Origin of the sequence: uncultured Roseobacter sp. (assembly GCF_947501835.1) — a bacterium.
Taxonomy (GTDB): domain Bacteria; phylum Pseudomonadota; class Alphaproteobacteria; order Rhodobacterales; family Rhodobacteraceae; genus Roseobacter.
Genome location: NZ_CANMXR010000014.1, coordinates 41,228 through 62,490, shown reverse-complemented (window position 1 = coordinate 62,490; position 21,263 = coordinate 41,228). Strand labels below are relative to the sequence as shown.

The window sequence follows — 21,263 nt, the reverse complement described above, 5'->3', positions numbered from 1 at the left end:
TGTCAATCGAGCGTGACAGCAGGGACCTTGAATTCACTCACAAAGCGCACGTCCTCAAGTGGCATCCCACGGTCAAGCGCTATGCAGCTAGATATAGTTCGATAGATGTAGAAATCGATGGTGTTTGGATCAACCTTTGCGAAGTCTTTAAACATCCACGGATTCGACCAAATGTGGTGTGGAAACAGATCGTAACGATACAGGCCATCGTCAGACGCTTGCTGTGCGGCATACGTGTGTGTCGTTTGAACCAGATTGGTGATCCACGCTTTGTCGCGCTGGAAGGGAGTGGAAGGGGTTTCGGGAAATGTGCAGTCCGAATGAGCCTGGTGAAAGATGTCTTCTTGCTGCGTGGTCCCCAATGTCACAGTTGGGAAATGCTCTGTGGCAGTTCGCCCCAGGCGGTGCTGAGCTGCGGTAACAGAGTACGAACCAAAGAAATTCGAAGGCACTTCGTATTCGTTACCATCTTTGGTCACAGCGATAACTTCGGTGCGGGTCAGAGCGGGGGTATCGTACCACCCCAGCCGAACAATGTTGAACGCTTCTGGTGCCAACAGTACGATCATGCAAGACATGATCACCGCAGTCCGGCGCTCTGCCATTTTTGGCAGATGACGCATTGCGGCGACAAGTGCCGTGTTGAGGGCAACCCACTTCCAAAACATGATCCCGCTAGCAAAAAAGATCGCAACATGCGTGATGTCGTAAAAGAGCGTCGCTGCGATCAGCATGCTGCGACGCGCAACAAAAACAAGCGCGCCTAACTGCCCAACCAAAATTGTTGCGTTCAAAACAGGCCTGAAGATTTCCAAGCTATACAAAGCGAAAGCGGAAAGCTCTGCGTTCGTCCCTGTCGGTAGGAATCCGGATAAATAAGCGTTTGCGCCAAGAATATGTGTCGGATTGTGGAGAACCCAAAGGAAGGGCCCGCCCTCGAGAATAACTTTCTGCAAACCAGAGTAGAAGTAGTTGGAAAAATGCGCACTCACCGCAGCCATGAATGCCAGGACCATCGCATATTCAAGATCGCAGTTCCGCAACATCCGCGACAGCGGGCCAAGTCGCTGAACCAATCCCGGGCCGAGCAACATCAGAGCAAGTCCGAGAAAAACACCCATTTCGAGCACTGGAATGTAGTCAGTGAATGAAATTTCGAACCCAAACATGGTTGAGGCGATGGCCTTTTGCTGGAGCACCAGTACAGACGGGACGAAAACAAAAGCAGGACGCCAGAAACTGACGACGGCTGAAACCAAGCTGACGGGCACGCTCAGAAACACCAGCAACAACGCCAGGTCAAAGTCAGCGTTCACTTTTGCCGGGTAGGTGATCGTTGCAACAGCTGAGTACAGCGCCATAACGACAGCGATCGTACAAGCCACTATTCGAACAGATGTGATCACCGACGTGCTACGTGGGCCGGGAGCGATCAGGCACAATGCAACCGCGAACGGGGTCGCGCCACATAGCCAAACAACCCCGAGTTCTTTCAGGGATAGAAATTGCGCGGTGAAAGCACTGAATGCCAGAAGGGTCACAAGCACATAACCCAGCTCCGGCTGAAGAATGCCTTGGAAACGGGACCACAGATTAGACGCAGTCGAAGTGTCGGGGGTCAACATAGGGTGATTTTGCTTGCTGCTCGAACTTATATCATTGACTGAAGTTCACCCGTTACATGTGTATTCTGGGCCGCTTCTACCTTAAGTACTAGTGGATGGGCATTGCGGCGCCAACCAAAAACCCAAATCCGCTCAAACCTGCTGGGTGAGGGCACAACGGCCAAGCAACTGCGGTCTTGCGTTGGCAGAAATCCACTTTTGATTTGCTACCTACTGTTGATTGTAGAGCGAACCGGATAAACGTCGGTTGAATCAGATATATGCTTGTTCGCGAACTGGCGGATATTTGGAAGCAAGCAACGTAAGAGCGGAAAATCCCCGTGGCAAAGTGGTGGAAAATAAAGCGGGAACTCAATCGCCTGGGACGACAGATCGGACATATTCCTGTTGTCATATACGAAGTTTTTTTAGCAGCGCGGTATTATGATTACATTCTGTCAAGGGACAGACAGATATTTGATGGCCAGCAGATGCCGTCCTCGAAATCCGCGATTTACCTGATATTTCCCCAATTTGGTGTTCTGAAGTCGCACGTGCGTACTCTAAGGTACCTCATTGACAAAGGTCGGAGCGTTACAGTTGTCTGCAACGCGCCGATTAGTCCTGAAGACCGAGAAATGCTGCTTCACCATTGTGAGCGTTTGATTCAGCGACCCAATTTTGGCTATGATTTTGGTGGTTATCGCGACGGTATTCTGGCCTATCAAGCCCGGTTGGCAGAGATGGACCAGCTGATTTTGCTGAATGACTCTGTATGGTTTCCCATCACGGATGACATCGATTGGCTAGATCAAGTGGACCAGCTTGACCGTGATATGGTCGGCGCAGTGTCAAATTATGGCATCGATAGCCAACCGGCGGAGAAATTCCGGGATCTTGAGTTTGACTACAGAACTGAACGGAAAGGCTTTCATTACTGCTCCTTCGCACTGGCGTTCAGTTCGAACGTGTTACGGGATCGCTCTTTCTTGAGGTTCTGGAAGTGGTTTCCACTGTCAAATGACAAAAGGAAGACAATTCGGCGCGGTGAATTAGGTTTATCGGCCTGGGCGCTTCGCAAGGGTTACTCCCACGCCAGCACGCTCAATGTTACAAACCTGCACGCGAAGCTCGCTGATCTGGATACAGAAAGGCTGTTGCAGGTTGCTACCAACCTGATGATCCCCGAGGACATCCAACTGAGCAAGCTCAAGAAACAGCTCCTTCCTGTACTTGAGACACTTAGCCGAGAAGAGCTAATTTCATTCATTCTGACTGGCGTTACCCGTCAGGGAACTGGATATGCGCTCCCCGAATTTACCGTGATCGAAGAGAAATTCCCTTTCTTAAAAAAATCACCGCTTTGGCTGCATCCAGAGGCCTCGCGGATTTCCTTAAGTATTCTTGAGCGGCTGAAAACGCCTGCTTCGAAGGAAGCGCTCGAAGAGGCAAAAGAGTATTTGCAACCGAAGCTCAGGACGTCTGCCAAGCCTTAAAAATAAAGCAAAGAGCGTCGCTTTGCTCGTGTTAGGTGTTGCGAGCTATCACAAAAACCCAGATATCCAAGTCGGTGTCTGGCCTTTCACCTTCTACTGGCTTCCAATGTGGTTTCTTGTGTTCGGGTTTAATCACATCACGGACACAATATTTGCCTTGGCCCCAATCGAGGATCAGGTAAGGCATGATCAGTGGATGAGCCCCGAACGGATCGGACGCGCTGGAGCCTTCGGGCGCGTGCAGCATCGTATGTTCGATAAAGATCAAACCCTCGGGTGCGAGCTGGTCCACCCAAGCATCAATCGCTTTTTTGGGATCATACGCGTGATCAAGCGCGTTTGTATAGACAAGGGACGCACGTCCTTTCCATTCGTCATTTTTCTCGTGGAAGTCCCATTCCACAACACCTTGTGCGGCTTGCGGTGGCGATATGTCAGTCCCTATTCCTTCGCAGCCAAGCCGTGCAGCCAAATGTCTGGATTCCATACCTGCTTTGCTTCCGTGGCACAGTAAGAACGACAGGTTTGGGATCTTCGCGCGCGCATAATCAGCGATCACATCTAACGTTTTGGGATCCGCCCAGACGTCACCCGTATCAGATTGTGCTTTGGTGACTTGAGCTGCTCTGTAGGCCTGGTAGTCGAACTCACCACCGTCACCAAACTCGAAGAGAGCGAAAAGCTCAGTGTTTTTTGCAGGGGCTGGTTCGGGTGCCGGTTCGGGCGCAAACATCGCGGTGATACGTTTTTTCAGAGACACAAAAGGTTCCTTTCTGATCGCAGCGCGGATCAACCGGTAGGTGTAGGTATGGACCCTAATAGGAGCTGCCATCGACAAGCTCAAGTTGCCAATAGCTGTTGATATTTGGCAAAGCGGCTCTGTTTTACGCTATCTGCAGAGGCTCGACGCAAGATTGCGCACCGCCAAAGTTTTCTGGCCCGCCCTTTCGGTCGCCTTGCTCTTGCAAACAGTACTCGTTCAACTCACAAGAGAACGAAATAACCCACGATTGGGGCCTGGTCGGAAAGTGTTTTAGGAGTTTGGGGTATGCCGCAATGGTGGAAAATCCGACGGGAGCTGAAGCGTTTGGGAAACCACTTGTTAGAGTGGCCAGCGGACACCACAAATTTCCTCTTTGGTACCTTCTATTATGATCGCTTTTTAGCGCACAAAAAAACGATCTTGTCTGGTCTGCAGGACACAACGGACAAACGGGCGGTATATCTAATTTTCCCAAAAAACGGGCTACAGCCTGGGCACTTCAGAACCCTCGACTATCTGGCTTCCAAGGGTTTCGCAGTGACGGTGGTGTCAAATTTACCTTTGAATCCAGGACAAAAAGTTGCGGTTCTTCCAAAGTGCCACATGTACATCGAACGCCCGAATTATGGATACGATTTCGGAGGGTATCGTGACGGCATTCTGTCGATGCGTAATGATGTGGCAGCAATCAAGCAGTTGGTTCTACTCAACGACTCTGTTTGGTTTCCCGTCAGTTCCAAAACGGACTGGTTGGCTGACGTTGATGACCTTGGCGTTGAGTTTGCCGGCGCTGTTTCAAACTATGGGATACCCCGTGTTGACCCCGACCACTTCCGTGAATTGAGCTTTGACTATCGAACTGATCACAAGAATTTTCACTACTGCTCGTTTGCGTTAAGCCTTGGTCAAAAAATTGTACAGGACCCGAAATTCATCGAGTTTTGGGCATCTTTTCCCCTCACCAACAAAAAGAAGCGCACAGTGCGGCGGGGCGAAATTGGTTTGACCGCATGGATCTTACGGCGAGGGTATTCGCACGCAGAGACGCTTGGCGTGCACCGTCTTGCTGAATGCTTGGGCAAATTGAGTGATCCGGAATTGCGAGACGTTGCACGGCACGTGATTGTCTTGGATGATTCACGCCTTAAAAAGGCGAAGGCGAACGTCATTCTGTCGATCGATAAGCTTAGTCGTACCGACTTGGTAAACTTCGTTCTGATGGTGGCTGCGCGACAGGGGACTGCCTATGCCCTTGCTTACTATTCGGTTTTGTTTCTCGGGTTTCCGTTCCTAAAGAAATCACCGCTTTGGTTGGATCAAGATGCAGCCAAGATATCTTCTTTACTGCTTGGAGCATTGTCAGAACCTGCCGCAGATGAAGCATTGATGGAAGCAAACGACCTTCAGCTTTCAAAGTGATTGTCCGCAGCTTTACCGGCTCTTTGTAAAATCGCGCTTGCGCCTGATACCATGCTGCGCATCGCAGATCACATCCCGACTTCAGAACAGGATATTTCTGGGCACAGCCTGATCTCAGCCCAGAGTGGCTGGTCCGGAGCTAAACTGCCTGTCGTAAAGTGTCTGGAACAAGCCATTTTGCGAAAGCAGCTCGCCTTGCGTGCCTTGTTCCGCAACTTCGCCGTCCTTGATCACAACGATCTTATCTGCATTCAGAATGGTAGACAGCCTATGAGCGATCACAATCGTGGTGCGTCCCTTGGACAGCTTCTGCAGCGCTTCATTCACAAGGAATTCGGATTCTGAATCGAGCGCACTTGTTGCCTCATCCATGATAAGAATGGGACTGTCGCGCAGGATCGCGCGGGCGATTGCAATACGTTGGCGTTGACCGCCCGACAGGTTGCCACCATTTTCGCCCACATCACTGTCATATTGCTGCGGCATGCTCTGAATGAAGTCATGTGCATTAGCGGCCTTGGCCGCCGCGATGATCTCGTCGTTTGTGGCATTCGCCCGACCCATTGCAATGTTCTGCTTGAGCGAACCTGCAAACAGAAAGGTTTCCTGACCCACAAAAGCTATCTTGTCCCGCAGGGAGGCAAAGGTGGCCTGCCGGAGATCAAAGCCATCGATCTCGATTTGCCCCTGTACGGGATCGTAAAGGCGCAGGATCAGGTTGATAATCGTGGATTTCCCGCCACCGGACGGCCCCACCAGCGCTGTCGTCTTGCCCGCCTCGAAGGTCACGTCGAGATTGCGCAACAGGGATTTGTTATCCTCATAATTGAAGCTGACTTTGTTAAAGATAATTTTGCCCGGACCTTCCGGCAGATCGCGCGCATCGGCCTCTTCACTCACCGCAATCGGAGTATCCAGGATCTGATACATCAATCCGACACCAACGAGGCCCGCCTGAATCCCAACGCGCATTCGGGCAAGCCGTTTTGCCGGATCATAGGCCATCAAAAGTGCCGTCACAAATGACATCAACTCACCCGGAGATGTCGCAGCATCACCGAAGATACTGACCGTGCTCAAAGCTACGACAGAGGCAATCGCAAAGCCTGAAAGCGTCTCCATTAGCGGGCTGGTAGCTCCGGAGAGGCGCGCCATCGCATTCGAGCGGCTTTCGACAGTCGTAACGGCCGTGTTCATCCGAGCGGCCATATGCTTTTCCAAAGCAAAAGCTTTGACCACGCGGATGCCCGTTGAGGTTTCCTGTAGCACCCTGATGATCTCAGCGGCAGAGACCATATTAGCCTCAACAATACCTTGCACCCGTTTGAGGATCTGACGCACGCCAAGGATCGCAAGTGGCCCGAAAATCAGCGAAAAGAACGACAGGGTTGGCTGCTGATATATCATGACGATAATCAGTCCGATCAACGTGAGTAGATCGCGCACAAATCCCGTGATCAGAGTATCAATTACAGTACGCGCAGCATGTGCCGAAGCAGTGACCCGCATCAGGATGTTGGAGGTATCGAGCGTATTGAAAAACGCCACACCATGTTCGAGCAGACGGTCATAAAGCCTGCGTTGTTGGTCGGCGACAATCCGGTTGCCTGCGCGGCTCAGCGCAACGACCTGCACATAGCCTGCAAGGCCCTTCACCGTGAAGATCAGGGCAACGGCACCGGCAATGGCAAAAACTTTATTGCGGTCGCCTGATTGCACCATGGAATCAATGATATCTTTCATAATCCAGGCGGTGAGTGCCGTCGTAACCGCAATCACGATCATGGCAACAATCGCCACACCATAGCTCAAAGATTGAGAGCGCAGGTTTTCACGCAAAAGCCGTTTGAGCATTTCGCTTTTTTCGCTGTTAACGTTTGTTTGAAAACTATCGATCATCGTGACAGTGCCCGGATCCCATGAGGTCCCTTACGTAGGGGGGATCATTGGGCCTGTAAAGGACCACTGCCGCAAGGCTCCGCTGATCCATCGCAACTGCGCCAGAAACTCAATGCGTTTCAAATCCCGCTCGCTCATCGTCACCCATGTCATATCTGCTCTCGCTGTCTGTTCTCATTGCAGACGAGAGTGGCACTTCTGCTTTGCTTGCAGGTGATATTTGACCTCTGCAGCTACATGAAACGAGACTGGATAAGGATAGTTATGCAAATAAATCACGCTGACTTTTAATAATCCCGCTTTGATGGCGGCACAGGGCCTCACCCCCTTTGGACCAAAATCGCGGGCATTTGGCCTTTCCTGCCAGCGTCCATTTCGGTCTTTGAACTGCATCATGAGAGGCAGATAAGCGGATTTCGCGACCGTAAGTGCTCAACAATCAGCGACAGTTTACCACAAGCGGGTTTTTTCTCGCCGCAGGGCTGGCTTGTTACAATACGCCCATCTTATGGTCCGCAAGCCAAGAGCTTTTCGTTAACAGAAACTGATTCCCCCAAATGACCCGCAAACCAGATGCCTCTTTGCTGATTTTCCGCATTTGCGCGGTGGTTGTCGTGCTCGGACTCGCCTTTACCTACGGCGTTATGGCGCAAAAACATCGCCTCTTCCCGATGCCGCAAATCAGAAGCGCCACAGAACAGATCAAGGAACTGTTGGCGCCCAGCGATCAGATCCTCGTGGCCAGCAACGTCCGCTACGACACCCCCGTTGAATCGCTGCTGCCGGATCGCCTCGCACCGGGGCTGCTGATGGTCGCGGAAATCGTGCAGGACCGCGATACCGCCGTGCGGATCATCGACAGAAGCGGGCAGACGATCCACGAATGGCGGCCTGTGTGGTCAGAGGTCTGGCCGGGCAGCACAGGCAATTTCCCCGAAGATCGGCGCCCCAAGGGCGACAGTGGCATGTATCTGCATGGGGTCGACATCCTGCCGGATGCCAGCATCGTGGCGAATTTCGAACATCTGAGCTCCTTCCGCATGGATGTCTGCGGCGCGGTCTCCTGGAAGCTCGACAACCTCGGGCATCACGCCGTGCATTATTCCGATCAGGGCGCCACCTGGGTGGCCGCCGAACGCTACGTGCAGCAGGGTCCGACCGGATACCAGAACCACGCCGCCCCCCTGCGCTCCTGGACATTGCAGGAGGTGTCGGATGACGGCGAGGTGCTGCGCGAAATCTCGATGATCGATGTCTTCCTGCGCAATGGGCTCGAGGGGCTCTTGTTCATGTCGACCCTGTCCAATGGCCGCACCGTGGTGCGCGGCGACACGCTGCACCTCAACGATGTGGACATCTTTCCGCAAGGCATGGCGTCGAGCGTTTTCGCGCCCGGCGACATCATGGTCTCCCTGCGCAACATCAACACGATTGCGGTCTTCGATCCCGACACGCTGGAGATGAAATTCGTCTCTACCGGGCAGGTTCTGCGCCATCACGACCCCGATTTCATGCCCGGCGACCGCATCTCCATCTTCGACAACCGCAATCTGACGCCCTCCACCGAACCGATCCCGCCCGCCAGCCGGGTGGTGGAGGTCAATGCCCGCACCGGGGAGGCCAGCGTGGCGCTGAACGGGGAGGGCCCGGACGGGTTCTTCACCAACATCATGGGCGTGCACCAGCGCCTGCCCAACGGCAATATCCTGGTGACCTCCAGCGGTGAGGGCCGCGCGCTCGAATATCTGCCGGACGGACAACTGGCCTGGCGCTACAGCAACAGGATCTCGGATGAGATAAACGGCCGGATCTTCATGACAAAGCTGCTGCCAGCGGATATGGATGCTGCATTCTTCGAGACACGTGCAGCCACATGTAATTGATTATTGAAAGGGTACCCCAATGAGATTTCTTGCCTTTTTCCTGACCGCCCTCTGCATGGCCACCCCGGCCTTTGCCTATATCGGCCCCGGGGCGGGTCTGGGTGCCATCGGCATCCTGATCGCGATCATCGGCGGCATCCTGCTGCTTGTGGTCGGCTTCCTGTGGTACCCGATCAAGCGGATGATGCGCAAAAAACGTGACGGGGCTGAACCCGCGCCCGGCACCGAGAACGAATGACCGCATTTCTGGTCTCCCTGGTCGCCGTCTTCGGGTTTGCGGCCGGGATTTACGGCACGGGCATTGTCGGGGCGGCGCAACGCGCCATCGCCCAGGCCAACACCGGGCTCTCCGCGATGCTGGACAGCGGCCTCTCGGATGACGAGAAGGAAGCGGCTGTGCGCAAGGCGGGCATCGCCCTGATCGTGGGCAGCGGCGCCATCGCCTGGCGGCTCGTGGCCTGTCTCGCGGCCGCCGCCCTGCCGATCTATCTCGCCGAATTCGCCGGGCTCTCCCCTTCTGCCGCTGTCTTCGATCTGATGCTGCGGCTCGATTACATCATCGGCGTCAGCGTGGCGCTGATCGTGCTGGTCTGGCTGTTCAAGCGCAAAGATCCGGATAAACCGCAGACCGGCTATGGCAGCGGGGACCGGTTCCTGCACATGCTGGCCTTTTCCGGGCCCGGCATCCAGAAATTCGCGATCCGGCTCGAAGACATGTTTCTGGGGCGCAAGATCAAAGGCGTCGCGGATCAGCCCCCGGTGCTGGTGACTTCGCTGGCGCGGGGCGGCACCACGGCGGTGCTCAACGCGCTGCACGATCTGCCGGGTATGGTCACCCATACCTATCGCGACATGCCCTTTGCCACAGCGCCGCTGCTCTGGAGCCGCCTCAGCGCGCCGCTCAAACGCGAGGTCGCGCGGCAAAAGCGCGCCCATGGCGACGGGCTCAGCATCGATCTCGACAGCCCCGAAGCCTTTGATGAGATCTTCTGGATGCTCTACTGGCCGGGCAAGTACAAAAGTGACCGCATCCCCCTCTGGACGCCAGAGGATGCCAAGGCCGAGGCCGCGGGCGTGTTCCGCCGCATGTTCCGCAAGATGGCGGTGCTGCGCGGTGGCGGGAAGGGTCGGTATCTGTCCAAGAACAACGCCAATATCGCGCGGTTGCAGCTGCTGCCGGAGATGTTTCCCGATTGCGGCATCGTGGTGCTGCTGCGCAACCCCGCCGCCCATGCGGCCTCATTGCTGCGCCAGCATGAGAATTTCCTGACGCTGCAGGCAGAGGATGATTTCGTGCGCCGCTACATGCGCGACATCGGCCATCTGGAATTTGGTCAGCTGCACAGGCCCATCGGGTTTGACGGCTTCGATCCCGGCGCTTACGACCCGCGCACGCCGGATTACTGGCTGGCCTATTGGATCGCCGCCTTTGTCCAGGTGCAGGCTCATGTGGCGCAATGCCATATCCTGGCCCAGGACGATCTGCGCCAGACACCCGATGCGACCATGCAGGCGCTCTGCAAGGGGCTGCAGATCGAGACCGGAGAAGTCGATTTCGCCAGCTATTTCCGCGATACGCCGGATGTCACGGACCGCGATGCCTTTGACCCTGCGCTGCTGGCACAGGCCGACAAGCTTTATGCCGCCCTCGCCCAATATGCGGTGGGTCCGCAACACTCGGACAAGGCCTCCTGAAAGGTCAGACCCGCAGGATATCCGGGTCGCGCGGCAGGACGCCTTTGACGTCCAGGATCAGCGGTTGCCCCGCCATCAGCGGCAGCAGTGCGTCCAGCCCCCCTGCCCGGAGCGTCGCATGGGGCACGGCCAGCACCACCGCGTCATAGGCGCCTTCCTGCGGCTCAACCGTCTCTAACCCGAGCTGCGCGCGCGCCTCGGCAGGGTCCACCATCGGGTCATGCACATCGACATGCACGCCGAAATCCGCCAGCTCGGTGACGATATCCACCACGCGGGTGTTGCGCAGATCGGGCACGTCCTCCTTGAAGGCCAGCCCCAGCACCAGCACCCGCGCGCCCTTGATCTTCAGATCGCGGTCGATCATCGCGCGGATCAGCAGCCTCGCCATCCACGCGCCCATACCGTCGTTGATGCGGCGCCCGGCCAGCACCATCTGCGGGTCATAGCCCAGCATCTGCGCCTTATGCGTCAGGTAATAGGGATCGACGCCAATGCAGTGCCCCCCTACCAGACCGGGGCGGAAGGGCTGGAAATTCCACTTGGTGCCCGCCGCTTCCAGCACATCCAGCGTATCGAGGCCCATGCGTTCAAAGATCATCGCCAACTCGTTGATCAGCGCGATGTTCACATCCCGCTGGGTGTTCTCGATGACCTTGGCGGCCTCGGCCACCTTGATCGTGGGGGCCAGATGGGTGCCCGCGGTGATGATGCGCCCGTAAAGCGCATCGATGAACTCTGCCGCCGCCGGGGTGGAGCCGGCAGTGACCTTGCGGATGTCGGCCAGCCGGTGGGCGCGGTCGCCGGGGTTGATGCGTTCGGGCGAATAGCCGGCAAAGAAATCCGCGTTGACCCTGAGGCCCGACAGCCGCTCGACAATGGGAATGCAGTCGTCCTCTGTGGCGCCGGGATAGACGGTGCTTTCATAGATCACCACATCCCCCGCCCCGATGACCTGCCCCACGGTTTCCGAGGCGGCGATGAGCGGTCCGAGGTCGGGGCGTTTCACCCCATCCACCGGTGTCGGTACGGTCACGATATAGACATTGCACGCGGCCAGATCCGCCAGATCCGAGGTAAAGGACAAATGCGCCGCCGCAGCCAGCTCCGCCGGATCCGTCTCTAACGTGGTGTCTTTGCCCTGCTTCAGGGCCGCAATCCGATCAGCACTGATGTCGAACCCCACCACCGGGTGGCGGGCCCCGAAGGCCACAGCCAGCGGCAGCCCCACATAGCCCAGACCGATCACGCCGATCTTCGCGTCCTCAACTTTCAGCATGGCCCCTGCCCTTTTCAGGTGTCGTAATAGTCGCGGAACCACGCCACGAATTGCGCGATCCCATCGCGGAAATCCGTCTGCGGCTTGTAGCCTGTGAGGTTTTTCAGCAAATCGGCATTGGCCCAGGTGGCGGGCACATCGCCCATCTGCATCGGCATGTAATTGCGGATGGCCTCGCGCCCCAGGCAGCGCTCGATCTCATCCACGAAATCCAGCAGCCGCACCTTGTCGGAATTGCCGATGTTCACCACCCGGAACGGCGCCACCGGGCTGAGGTTGTCGCCGGGCACCGCCGCAGCCTCTGCCCCGGGCAGCGCCGGCACCGCATCGATCAGCAACCGGATGCCCCGCACCAGATCGGTGACATAGGTGAAATCGCGAAACATCTCGCCATTGTTGTAGATGTCGATGGGGTTGCCCTTGAGGATCGCATCGGTGAATTTGAAAAGCGCCATGTCGGGCCGCCCCCAGGGCCCGTAGACCGTGAAGAAGCGGAACATGGTGGTGGGCAGATCGTAAAGATGGGCATAGGAATGGCCCATCGCCTCATTGGCCTTTTTCGTGGCCGCATAGATCGTCATCGGCGTGTCGGCCTTGTCGGTCTCGGCAAAGGGCATCTCTTCATTGGCGCCGTAGACCGAGGAGGTCGAGGCCATCAGCAGATGTTTGACCTGATGCGCGCGCGCCGCCTCCATCACGTTGAAGGTGCCCACCACATTGCTGTCGATATAGGCGCGCGGGTTTTCCAGGGAATACCGCACCCCCGCTTGGCCTGCCAGATGCACGATCACATCCGGCTCGAACTCCGCCGCCATCGCGGCAAAGACATCGGCCTCTTCCAGCATGGCGGTGGTGGCGCTGAAGGCCTCGTTCTGCAGCAGCATCTGATGACGCCGCTCTTTCAGGCGCACATCATAGTAGTCGGTCATGCCGTCAAAGCCATGCACCCTGAAGCCCTGCTCCAGCAGCAGCGTACTGAGGTGAAATCCGATGAAACCGGCAGAGCCGGTCACGAGTACTTTGCGGGCGGGTGAATCTGTCATGGCCACTTTATTGGCGCGCGATGGGGAAAATTGCCAGAGACCTCAGGCGTAATCCCCATAATATTCTTCGGTAGACTCCAGATGGCGACAGCTGTTCAACACCACTCCTAGCACGTTGGTATGTTCGGCCACCTCGCGTTCGCAGACATCCAGCTGCGACACCTTGGTGTGCTCGGCGCGCGAAATGATCAGCGCGCAATCCACGTTTTTCAGCACCGCCCGCGCATCATCCGTCACCAGCATCGGCGGCAGATCATAGATCATGATGTCCGGCTCGAATTCTTTCTGGATGTCATCCATCACCGAGACCGCCTTCTGCGACAGCAGGATCTGTGTCGGGTCGCTCACCGGGTTCTTGGACATGGAAATCGCCACATTGGTGCGCAACCGGACCATCTGCTCCGCGGCGCTGACCTCTCCGGTGAGCAGCGCGCGCACATCGTGCTCGGGACGGTGTTCAAAGATCGACGCGATCCCGGGCCGTCTGAAATCCAGATCAAAGAGCATGGAGCGCACTTCCTGCTGGCGGCTGAAACCCACCGCCAGGTTACAGCTGATCGTGGTCTTGCCACAGCCCTTGTCCGGTGAGGTGATCCCCAGGCGCGTCCAGCCGTTCTGCCGCATCAACAGAAAAATCTTGGTGCGCAGAATGTCGAAAGGATTGGCCTCGGCCTGCGCGTTGAGGGTGATCACCCGATGCGCGGTCAGGGTGTCGGGATTGGGCTCGATCGGCTGCAGTTCGTCCCAGACCGGCGGGAACGGCCGGATCAGCGCCGGGGCCGCAGGCGACAGGGTCTTTGGCGTGCGGCGGCGCGGGGTGCCGGCAGAGGCACCGCCCCGGTCGCGGCGGGCCTTGCTAAGCGCTTTTTGCAGTTTTTCCATCGATTCCAGTCTCCTGGCTTATGTCACAAGAACGGCTGTCCAAAAGGATCCGCAGGGGTTTCATCACATCAGAAGAGACGTTCTCTGACTTTCTCGAAAAGCACATCAAGGGGCATGTAATAGGTATCCACCAGCCACAGCGAGGTTGGCACGGCCACGATCACCGCAGCCAGGGTCAGCAGCTGCAGGGTCCGGCGGCGGCGGCGGTCGGCTTGCGATTCAAACCGCGGCAGGGTGGCCAGCGGCGTGATGCCAAGCACCTTGGTGATGTCGGTGGGGCGGCGGATCGACAGGTTGAGCAGTTCCAGCAGCACGAACAGCCCCCCCGCCAGCCCCATGCCCGCGGCCACGCCCGACGACATGATCGCCGCGCGGTTCGGCCCCGACGGGGTATTGGGCACGGTGGCAGGCTCCAGCACGGTGATGCGTTCGCCGCGGGCAGAAACCTCTACCCGCTCACCCAGACGCGCCTGCGACAACCGCTGTGCGGCGCCACCATAAAGCCCCTGCAGGCTGCGGCGTTCGCGCTCCATCGCCTCCAGCAAAATCCGGTTCGCCGGGGTGCGCGCAATCCCATCGGCCAGCTCTTCCAACTCGGCCTTGGCTTCCTCGATCTGCAGCTCCAGCTCGGCAATCTCGCCGTCCATCTCCTCCAGAACCGCGTCCAGCGGGCTACCGCCCTCTTCGGCGATGGCCTCCCCGGCCGCGCGCATCTGGGCGGTGAGGGTCTCGATCTGATTGCGCAGGATCTTCACCTTCGGGTTGGTTTCCGAATAGACGCTCAGCGCCACCCGCAACTCCCCCTGCAGCCGCTTGAGCCGCGCCGCCTCCGGCGACAGTTTCACGCGGCGGCTGTCGGTCAGCGTCCCGGTGTTTTCGTAAACCCGCTGGATATTGAGTTTTTGCGCCTCGATCGCCTCGATGTCACGGCGGATCCGGGAAATCCGGTCCTGCAGGGTCGCGCGCCGCCCCATCCGGAATTCCAGATTTTCCGGCAGCGCATCGACGTTCTCATTCTTGAAGGCCACAATCTTGGCGCTCTGCTCATCCAGACTGGCCGACAGGGCGGCCACTTCCTGTTCGAAGAAATCCAGCGTTCCGGCGGTCCGCTCTTCCCGGAAATCGCTGTTGGCGGCCAGCACGATGGTGACATATTGGCTGACCACCGCGGCCACGACCTGCGGGCTGCGGCCCTCGAAACTGATGGTCATGACCGTGGCGCGGTTGCGGCCACTGGCGCGGCGCACCTTGGTCTTACGGCGCATCTCGGACACCACGTCATCGGGGTTCATGCGACGCTGGTTGGGAAAGACATTGTTGTCGCGCGCCACCTGGATCAGGTTGGCACGGGTCATCAGCCGGCGCTGAATGACCTCCAGCTGCTCGGCGGCCTCGACATTGATGGTGGAGCGGATCATCTCGTCGGGGATCTGCGCGGATTCCACCAGCAACGTCGCACTGGTCGAATAGGTCGTCGGCAGCCGCAGCGCCATCACCAGCCCCACACAGCTGGCCAGCACGATCAGAAAGGCCATCGCCGGGAACCGGCGCGACAACAGCCGCAAATAAAATCTCAGATCCGGGATCATTCCGCCACCTTGCTCAATGGTTCGTCGATACGGTTTTCCAGAACGTAGACACCATGGTCATGCTCTCTGGTCTTGATGAACAGCCCATCCGCCACCAGCTCCCGCATCACATTGATCCCCACAACACTGTCTTCGCTGCTGGCCGCATAGACCAGCGCCAGGTCACACAGCTTGTTGATCAGACGGGGCACGCCACCGCTTTCCTCGTAAATGCACTTGATCGCATAGATCGAAAACTCGGTGCCGGTGCCGCCCACATGGATCAGCCGGTGCCGGATGTATTCCTTGGTTTGCGGCAGGCTCAGCGGTTTCAGGTGATAGGTCGCCGTCACCCGCTGGGCGAACTGCATCAGCGAGGGGCTGGCCACGATATCACGCAGTTCCGGCTGCCCCACCAGAATAAGCTGCAACAGCTCATCCTTGTTGGAATTGATATTGGTCAGCATGCGCAGCTCTTCGAGCGCCTCGATGCTGAGGTTCTGCGCCTCGTCGATGACCAGCACCACATGGCGGCCATCGCTGTATTCATCGATGACGAAATCCTGGAACCGCTTGAAGAGCGTGATGTAATCGTCCTGCGCGCCGGCATCGATCCCCAGCGCGTAAAGCACCCAGCGCAGCAGTTCACCCCGGCCCCCCTGGGCATTGGAAATCAGCCCGATGGTGACGTCTTCATCGAGCACGCTCAGCAGCTGCTGGATCAGGGTGGTCTTGCCCGCGCCGATCTCGCCGGTCACCAGGGTCAGCGGCGCACGTGTCGCGATCCCGTATTCCAGCACGGAATAGGCGCGCTTGTGACTGTCGGACCAGAACAGGAAATCAGGATCGGGCAGCAGCGTGAAAGGCCGCTCCGAAAATCCAAAGAAAGACGTATAAAGTGCTGCCGTCATCTCAGAATCTGCTCTCGTTCTGTCCGCCGACAACCCGCGCGTTGGTTTCCTGCACCCGTGCCATTCAAACATCCCACTTTTCAACACACAACCACACACCGCGAGCGGTATCGGCACAAAACCCTTACGTCAACGATCAGAGTCTGTCTCGAAATCGATGCGCTTACAACAGACTATATAGGAATTGAGGCATCAATAGGGAATACACCTCGTCGCTGCCTCTCATCGGGCAGGGCCGACCCAAACGGCGTTGATTCGAGCGAAATGCCCAAATTCGCCAGACAATGCCCCGGAAAAAACCCGTATTGTTGATTCGAAATACACGCCTTGATTGCAAGCTGTCATATTTTTTTGCCACGCAATGCAGCGACTGCACGTCAAAAGTGCAAATTCCGCCTATTCCGGCAGCAGTGAGCGGCGGGATGCCTAGCATTTTACTAAATTTTCGTTAAAGTGACACAGGGTTCAGGTATTGAGGAGCCCAACGACGACTATTCCCGAAGCTGCAGAGCTTCACGCGTGTGTAACCAAGTACCGACAATATATCGGAGTTTTTGATGCCATTTGATACCTCGGACACCCAGTTGAAGATGAAGTTGGGGTCCACAACCGCTGCTTATCCACAGATCACGACCACGCCCCGGCCCCCCCTGTCTTATGACAGCGGCCTCAAGCGTCTTGTGGATGTCACCCTCGTCGCGCTGAGCGCCGTGGTCGTTGTCCCCGTGATCGCACTGATGGCCCTGCTCGTGTCCCTGGACGGGCGCGCCCCGTTCTATACGCAATTACGCGTTGGCCGGAACGGCAAGGCTTTCCGCATCATCAAGATGCGCACCATGGTGCATAATGCCGATGCGCTGTTGCAGAACCACCTGAGCAAGGATCCCGCGCTGAAGGCGGAGTGGGATGCCACGCAGAAGCTCAAGAATGATATCCGGGTCACCTGGATCGGACGCTTCCTGCGCAAGACGTCGCTGGATGAGCTGCCGCAGCTGATCAACGTGCTCATGGGCTCGATGTCACTGGTCGGCCCGCGCCCGATGATGCTGTCCCAGCAATCGCTCTACCCCGGTCAGAGCTATTACCGCCTGCGCCCCGGCATCACCGGCCTGTGGCAAATCTCGGACCGCAACGCCTGCCATTTCTGTGACCGGGCGAAATACGACGCTGTCTATGAACGCACCATGTCGCTGAAAAATGACATCAAGGTGCTGTTGCAGACGGTTGTCGTCGTGCTGCGCGGCACCGGCTACTAAGCCAGAATACGGCTGATAATTTCCAGGGAAGAGTGTGGCAATTGCCACGCTCTTTTCCGCGTCAGCCCCCTGTCGTAAATTCCATAAAATGGCCTCAGTGTTTGTTAACGATCATGTTATGAATACTGGCACCAGAGGCCTTTTGCCTGCTAGACAGGCTCAGTTTATTGTAAAATGAAGGTATCCACCCCGTGTTGCTCAAGAAATTTACCCTTTCTATGACCCTCTGCATGGCGCTGATCGCCTGCGAATCGGATGCGGAACGTGCCGAAGGGCACTACCAGCGTGGCCTCGAACTGATGGCCGAAGGCGATGAAGCCCGCGCCCGGATCGAATTCCGCAATGCCCTTCAACAAGAAGCAACCCACATCGATGCACGGCTCGAACTGGCCCGTCTGAACTACGAGGACGGCAGCCTGCGCCCGGCGTTCCGGAACTACCTGCGGGTGGCGGAACAGGACCCCAACAACCTCGAAGCCCAGGTCAAGCTGGGCGAGATGGCCTTCATGATCAAGAACTGGGACGCGTTTGAGCGCCACACCGGTGAGGCGATCCGGCTGGCCTCTGACGACGCCAATGTGCGGCTGCTCGATCTGGCCTCGCGCTACCGCGACGCGGCCCTGGCCGAAGACCGGGCCGCGCGCCAGAGCCTGCTGGCCGAGGCCGAGGCGCTGGAGGCGGAGTTCCCGGACAATGAAATCCTGCGGCAGATCCTGATCGACGGCTACACCGTCAGCGAACGCTATGACGCGGCCCTGGCGCAGATCGAGAAATCCATCCAGGCCACGCCGGAAGATGTGGACCTCTATTTCGCCAAGATCAGGCTTCTGGGCACATTGAACGATGAGGATGCGGTCGAGGACGAATTGCGCCGCATGGTGGCGACTTTCCCCGACGAAGACCGGCACCAGTCCAACCTGCTGCGCTTCCTGATCAGCCGCGACAAGGGCGATGAGGCCGAAAGCTTCCTGCGCGACCAGGCCGCCGCCGCCCCCGCGGGCGACACCAGCAGCTTTGTCACCCTGATCCAGTTCCTGCTGGCCACCGACAAACGCGCCGAGGCCGCCACCGAGCTGGAAAATGCCGTGGCCGCCAACCCCGATGCGCTGGATCTGCGCGCGCTCAACGCCTCGCTGAAATTCGACAACGGGCAACGCGACGTGGCCCTGGCCGAGATGCAGAGGATTGTCGACAACGCCCCCGAAGATGCTGACACCGAACAGATGGACACCATCAAGGTGACCCTGGCCACCATGCTGGCCACCAATGGCAATGAGGTGGGCGCCCGGCGGCTGGTCGAACAGATCCTGACCGATAACCCCTCTGTTGTCGGCGCGCTGAAGATGCAGGCCCGCTGGATGGTCGAGGATGACGACACCGAAGGTGCCATCAACGCCATGCGCGCCGCGCTTGCCGAAAGCCCCGAGGACTCGGAAGCCATGACCATCATGGCAGAGGCCTATCAGCGCACCGGCGACAAGGCCCTGATGCTCGACTTTTTGTCGCTGGCCAATGACGCCTCCGGCAATGCCCCCGAAGAGGCGCTGCGCTATGCCACTGCCCTGGCCGCCGAAGACCGGCTGACAGCAGCAGAAGCCACGCTGCTGGATTCGCTGCGCCTGCAGTCGGCCAATACCGAAGTGCTGACCCTTTTGGGAAATATCTATCTGGAACAAAAGGATAGCGGTCGTCTGCGGCAGGTGATCGACGCGCTGGAAGACATCGCGACACCCGAAGCCATGGCGCAGGCCAGACGGCTCGAAGTGGCCCTGCTGGGCCGCGAAGACGGGGCTGATGCGGTGATGTCCTATCTCGAAGCGCTGGCTGCGTCGCCGGAGCAGGTCGGCGGCGCCGATATCGCGCTGATCCAGGCCCGGCTGCAAAACAACGAGCCCGAAGCCGCGCGCGATCTGGCGCAAGAGCTTGTGGCCAACAACCCTGACAATCTGTCCTACGCCTATTTCCTCGGCCTGACCGAAGCCGCCACCGGCGACATCAGCGGCGCCAAGGAAACCATGGCCGCCGTGGTTGCCGCAGCCCCGGGGGCCGATCTGGCCTGGCTGCAGCTGGCCAAGATGCAGATGATCGATGATGCCAGTGACGATGTGCTGAAAACGCTGAACGACGGCATTGCCGCCAATCCGCAATCGGGCAACCTGCTCTGGGCCAAGGCGTCCTATCTGCAGGAACAGAGCGACATCGACGGCGCGATCGAGATCTATTCGCAGCTTTATGAGCAGAACTCGGCCTCGGTGATTGTCGCCAATAACCTCGCCAGCCTGCTGGCCACCTTCCGCTCCGACCCCGAGAGCCTGGAGCGCGCCACGCTGATTGCGCGGCGTCTGCAGGGCACCGAAGTACCGGCGCTGATGGACACCTATGGCTGGATCCTGTTCCGCAATGGCGACACCGAAGGCGCGCTGGAATATCTGGAACCCGCTGCGGCCGGTCTGCCCGAGGATGCCACCGTGCAATACCACCTGGGCCGGGTCTACAAGGAGCTGGGCCGCAAGGACGAAGCGCTGGCGCAGATGCGCAAGGCCATCGAACGGGTGGGACCGCTGGGGTCTGCCGAGCTTGTCGATGAAATCCGCGCAAAAATTGCCGAGCTGGAAGCCTCCAGCGACAATTAAGGCGTTTCGGCTGTGTTCGCGGCCAACTGACAGGAAAGGCCGCGAAACACTCCGAGCATGACAGCTCGGATGCCCCTACGCGTCAGGTGCTAGACCCGCGCTATTCAAAATGCAGATGCCGCCAAGGATCTCGAAAGAGCCCTCATCTACGGAGCCTATGCAGTGCAGCGCATGGCGGCTCTCTCGTTCGAACAAGTTTTTGTATTCTCCGTCCACCGCAACTCAGTAACGGGCGATCATCAGGTCATTGCGCTGCCTTCTGCTTCCTGACCAAGTTGCAGTATATAAGCGCGAAACTGCGGGTCTTCGCCTTCCACCAGTTTCGGCAAGAGCTGCCGGAAGTGATCCCGTTGGCACCATTCGATAATATCGTCTTCCCACGAAGACCAACGCCGCCGCGCTTCGGTGTCCATCTCGTCCGAGTGGAGAATAATGAAGGCTTTCTCAAACAACGAGAGGAGCATTCTATATATGATTTCAATACGTTCGCATTGCTCTTGAGAAACCGGTTCCGGCAACTGCGATTGACTCATGAGCAGAAGGTCAGAGTTATCCATGACCATCCTCAGAAAACCGTCGTACTCTTGGGAGAGACTGCGATGCAGTTCACTTACCTCATTTGCGCGCCTCAACCTTTCTTCGCGAACGATAACAAAAATAGCTGCCGGGAAGCCAAGTATGGTTACCAGATAGCTCAATCCTTCAAGCCAGATCATTCGTCCTCCGCTTACGTTGTTTGATGGACAATAGCGTAAACAGTCCCTGCTGCCCAAAACCGCAAATGGGAACATTGCTTTACCCGCTTGGTTCGTCGGCTTTGTCCGCGCACTGCTGCCAGGGGGTCAGAAATGCAGGACATTCCGCACCAGGACCCGGCCTTACCGGCGCTTTACCGCCCGCCTGCCCCTTTTGAGTGACCTTAGAAGCACAAC

The 21,263-nt window shown here is 57.7% G+C and carries 16 protein-coding genes; 7 read left to right on the top strand and 9 right to left on the bottom strand.

Features of this window, described 5'->3' with window-relative positions; all coding sequences use genetic code 11:
* Positions 1-2 precede the first annotated feature (2 nt).
* A complete protein-coding gene (locus tag Q1A20_RS22305; RefSeq protein ID WP_299410276.1) occupies positions 3-1,625 on the bottom strand; it encodes a hypothetical protein in 1,623 nt (540 codons plus the stop codon).
* A 320-nt stretch (positions 1,626-1,945) separates the two neighbouring features.
* Between Q1A20_RS22305 and Q1A20_RS22300 the strand changes: the two genes are divergently transcribed.
* On the top strand, positions 1,946-3,100 hold the full coding sequence (locus tag Q1A20_RS22300) for a rhamnan synthesis F family protein (RefSeq protein WP_298976291.1): 1,155 nt from the start codon (positions 1,946-1,948) through the stop codon (positions 3,098-3,100).
* A 31-nt stretch (positions 3,101-3,131) separates the two neighbouring features.
* On the opposite strand, the gene Q1A20_RS22295 is transcribed toward Q1A20_RS22300, so the two are convergent.
* Positions 3,132-3,860, bottom strand: coding sequence for a hypothetical protein (locus tag Q1A20_RS22295; protein WP_299918794.1), 729 nt, complete (start codon positions 3,858-3,860; stop codon positions 3,132-3,134).
* Between the two features lie 288 nt (positions 3,861-4,148).
* Between Q1A20_RS22295 and Q1A20_RS22290 the strand changes: the two genes are divergently transcribed.
* On the top strand, positions 4,149-5,282 hold the full coding sequence (locus Q1A20_RS22290; protein ID WP_299410279.1) for a rhamnan synthesis F family protein: 1,134 nt from the start codon (positions 4,149-4,151) through the stop codon (positions 5,280-5,282).
* 114 nt (positions 5,283-5,396) lie between these two features.
* Here the strand turns inward: Q1A20_RS22290 and Q1A20_RS22285 are convergent, their stop codons facing one another.
* Positions 5,397-7,136, bottom strand: coding sequence for an ABC transporter ATP-binding protein (locus Q1A20_RS22285; protein ID WP_299410281.1), 1,740 nt, complete (start codon positions 7,134-7,136; stop codon positions 5,397-5,399).
* 602 nt (positions 7,137-7,738) lie between these two features.
* Between Q1A20_RS22285 and Q1A20_RS22280 the strand changes: the two genes are divergently transcribed.
* From Q1A20_RS22280 to Q1A20_RS22270, 3 genes are read left to right on the top strand one after another with little or no spacing between them, the layout of a single operon-like run.
* Positions 7,739-9,064, top strand: coding sequence for an arylsulfotransferase family protein (locus tag Q1A20_RS22280; RefSeq protein ID WP_299918790.1), 1,326 nt, complete (start codon positions 7,739-7,741; stop codon positions 9,062-9,064).
* 19 nt (positions 9,065-9,083) lie between these two features.
* Positions 9,084-9,302 (top strand): hypothetical protein, encoded by a 219-nt coding sequence (locus Q1A20_RS22275; protein WP_299410284.1) that lies wholly within the window; start codon positions 9,084-9,086, stop codon positions 9,300-9,302.
* Positions 9,299-10,759 carry a sulfotransferase gene (locus Q1A20_RS22270; RefSeq protein WP_299918787.1) on the top strand — a complete coding sequence of 487 codons (1,461 nt, stop codon included), beginning with the start codon at positions 9,299-9,301 and terminating at the stop codon, positions 10,757-10,759. The genes Q1A20_RS22275 and Q1A20_RS22270 overlap by 4 nt, the downstream gene beginning before the upstream one ends.
* Before the next feature lie 4 nt (positions 10,760-10,763).
* On the opposite strand, the gene Q1A20_RS22265 is transcribed toward Q1A20_RS22270, so the two are convergent.
* The 5 genes from Q1A20_RS22265 to Q1A20_RS22245 form a co-directional block, all read right to left on the bottom strand.
* Positions 10,764-12,038: a nucleotide sugar dehydrogenase gene (locus Q1A20_RS22265; protein WP_299918784.1), complete on the bottom strand. Its 1,275-nt coding sequence runs from the start codon at positions 12,036-12,038 to the stop codon at positions 10,764-10,766.
* A 14-nt stretch (positions 12,039-12,052) separates the two neighbouring features.
* A complete protein-coding gene (locus tag Q1A20_RS22260) occupies positions 12,053-13,081 on the bottom strand; it encodes an NAD-dependent epimerase/dehydratase family protein (RefSeq protein WP_299918781.1) in 1,029 nt (342 codons plus the stop codon).
* 42 nt (positions 13,082-13,123) lie between these two features.
* A complete protein-coding gene (locus tag Q1A20_RS22255) occupies positions 13,124-13,963 on the bottom strand; it encodes a CpsD/CapB family tyrosine-protein kinase (RefSeq protein WP_298976277.1) in 840 nt (279 codons plus the stop codon).
* A gap of 68 nt (positions 13,964-14,031) precedes the next feature.
* Positions 14,032-15,552, bottom strand: coding sequence for a lipopolysaccharide biosynthesis (locus Q1A20_RS22250; RefSeq protein ID WP_299918779.1), 1,521 nt, complete (start codon positions 15,550-15,552; stop codon positions 14,032-14,034).
* On the bottom strand, positions 15,549-16,442 hold the full coding sequence (locus Q1A20_RS22245; protein ID WP_298976273.1) for an AAA family ATPase: 894 nt from the start codon (positions 16,440-16,442) through the stop codon (positions 15,549-15,551). The genes Q1A20_RS22250 and Q1A20_RS22245 overlap by 4 nt, the downstream gene beginning before the upstream one ends.
* A 557-nt stretch (positions 16,443-16,999) precedes the next feature.
* Between Q1A20_RS22245 and Q1A20_RS22240 the strand changes: the two genes are divergently transcribed.
* Positions 17,000-17,698 (top strand): sugar transferase, encoded by a 699-nt coding sequence (locus tag Q1A20_RS22240; protein ID WP_298976272.1) that lies wholly within the window; start codon positions 17,000-17,002, stop codon positions 17,696-17,698.
* Between the two features lie 230 nt (positions 17,699-17,928).
* A complete protein-coding gene (locus Q1A20_RS22235) occupies positions 17,929-20,331 on the top strand; it encodes a tetratricopeptide repeat protein (protein WP_298976270.1) in 2,403 nt (800 codons plus the stop codon).
* Positions 20,332-20,570: 239 nt separating this feature from the next.
* Here Q1A20_RS22235 and Q1A20_RS22230 read toward each other — a convergent pair whose 3' ends face one another.
* The gene (locus tag Q1A20_RS22230; RefSeq protein WP_299410294.1) at positions 20,571-21,047 is read right to left on the bottom strand and encodes a hypothetical protein; all 477 of its coding nucleotides are present in this window, start codon (positions 21,045-21,047) and stop codon (positions 20,571-20,573) included.
* Positions 21,048-21,263 lie beyond the last annotated feature (216 nt).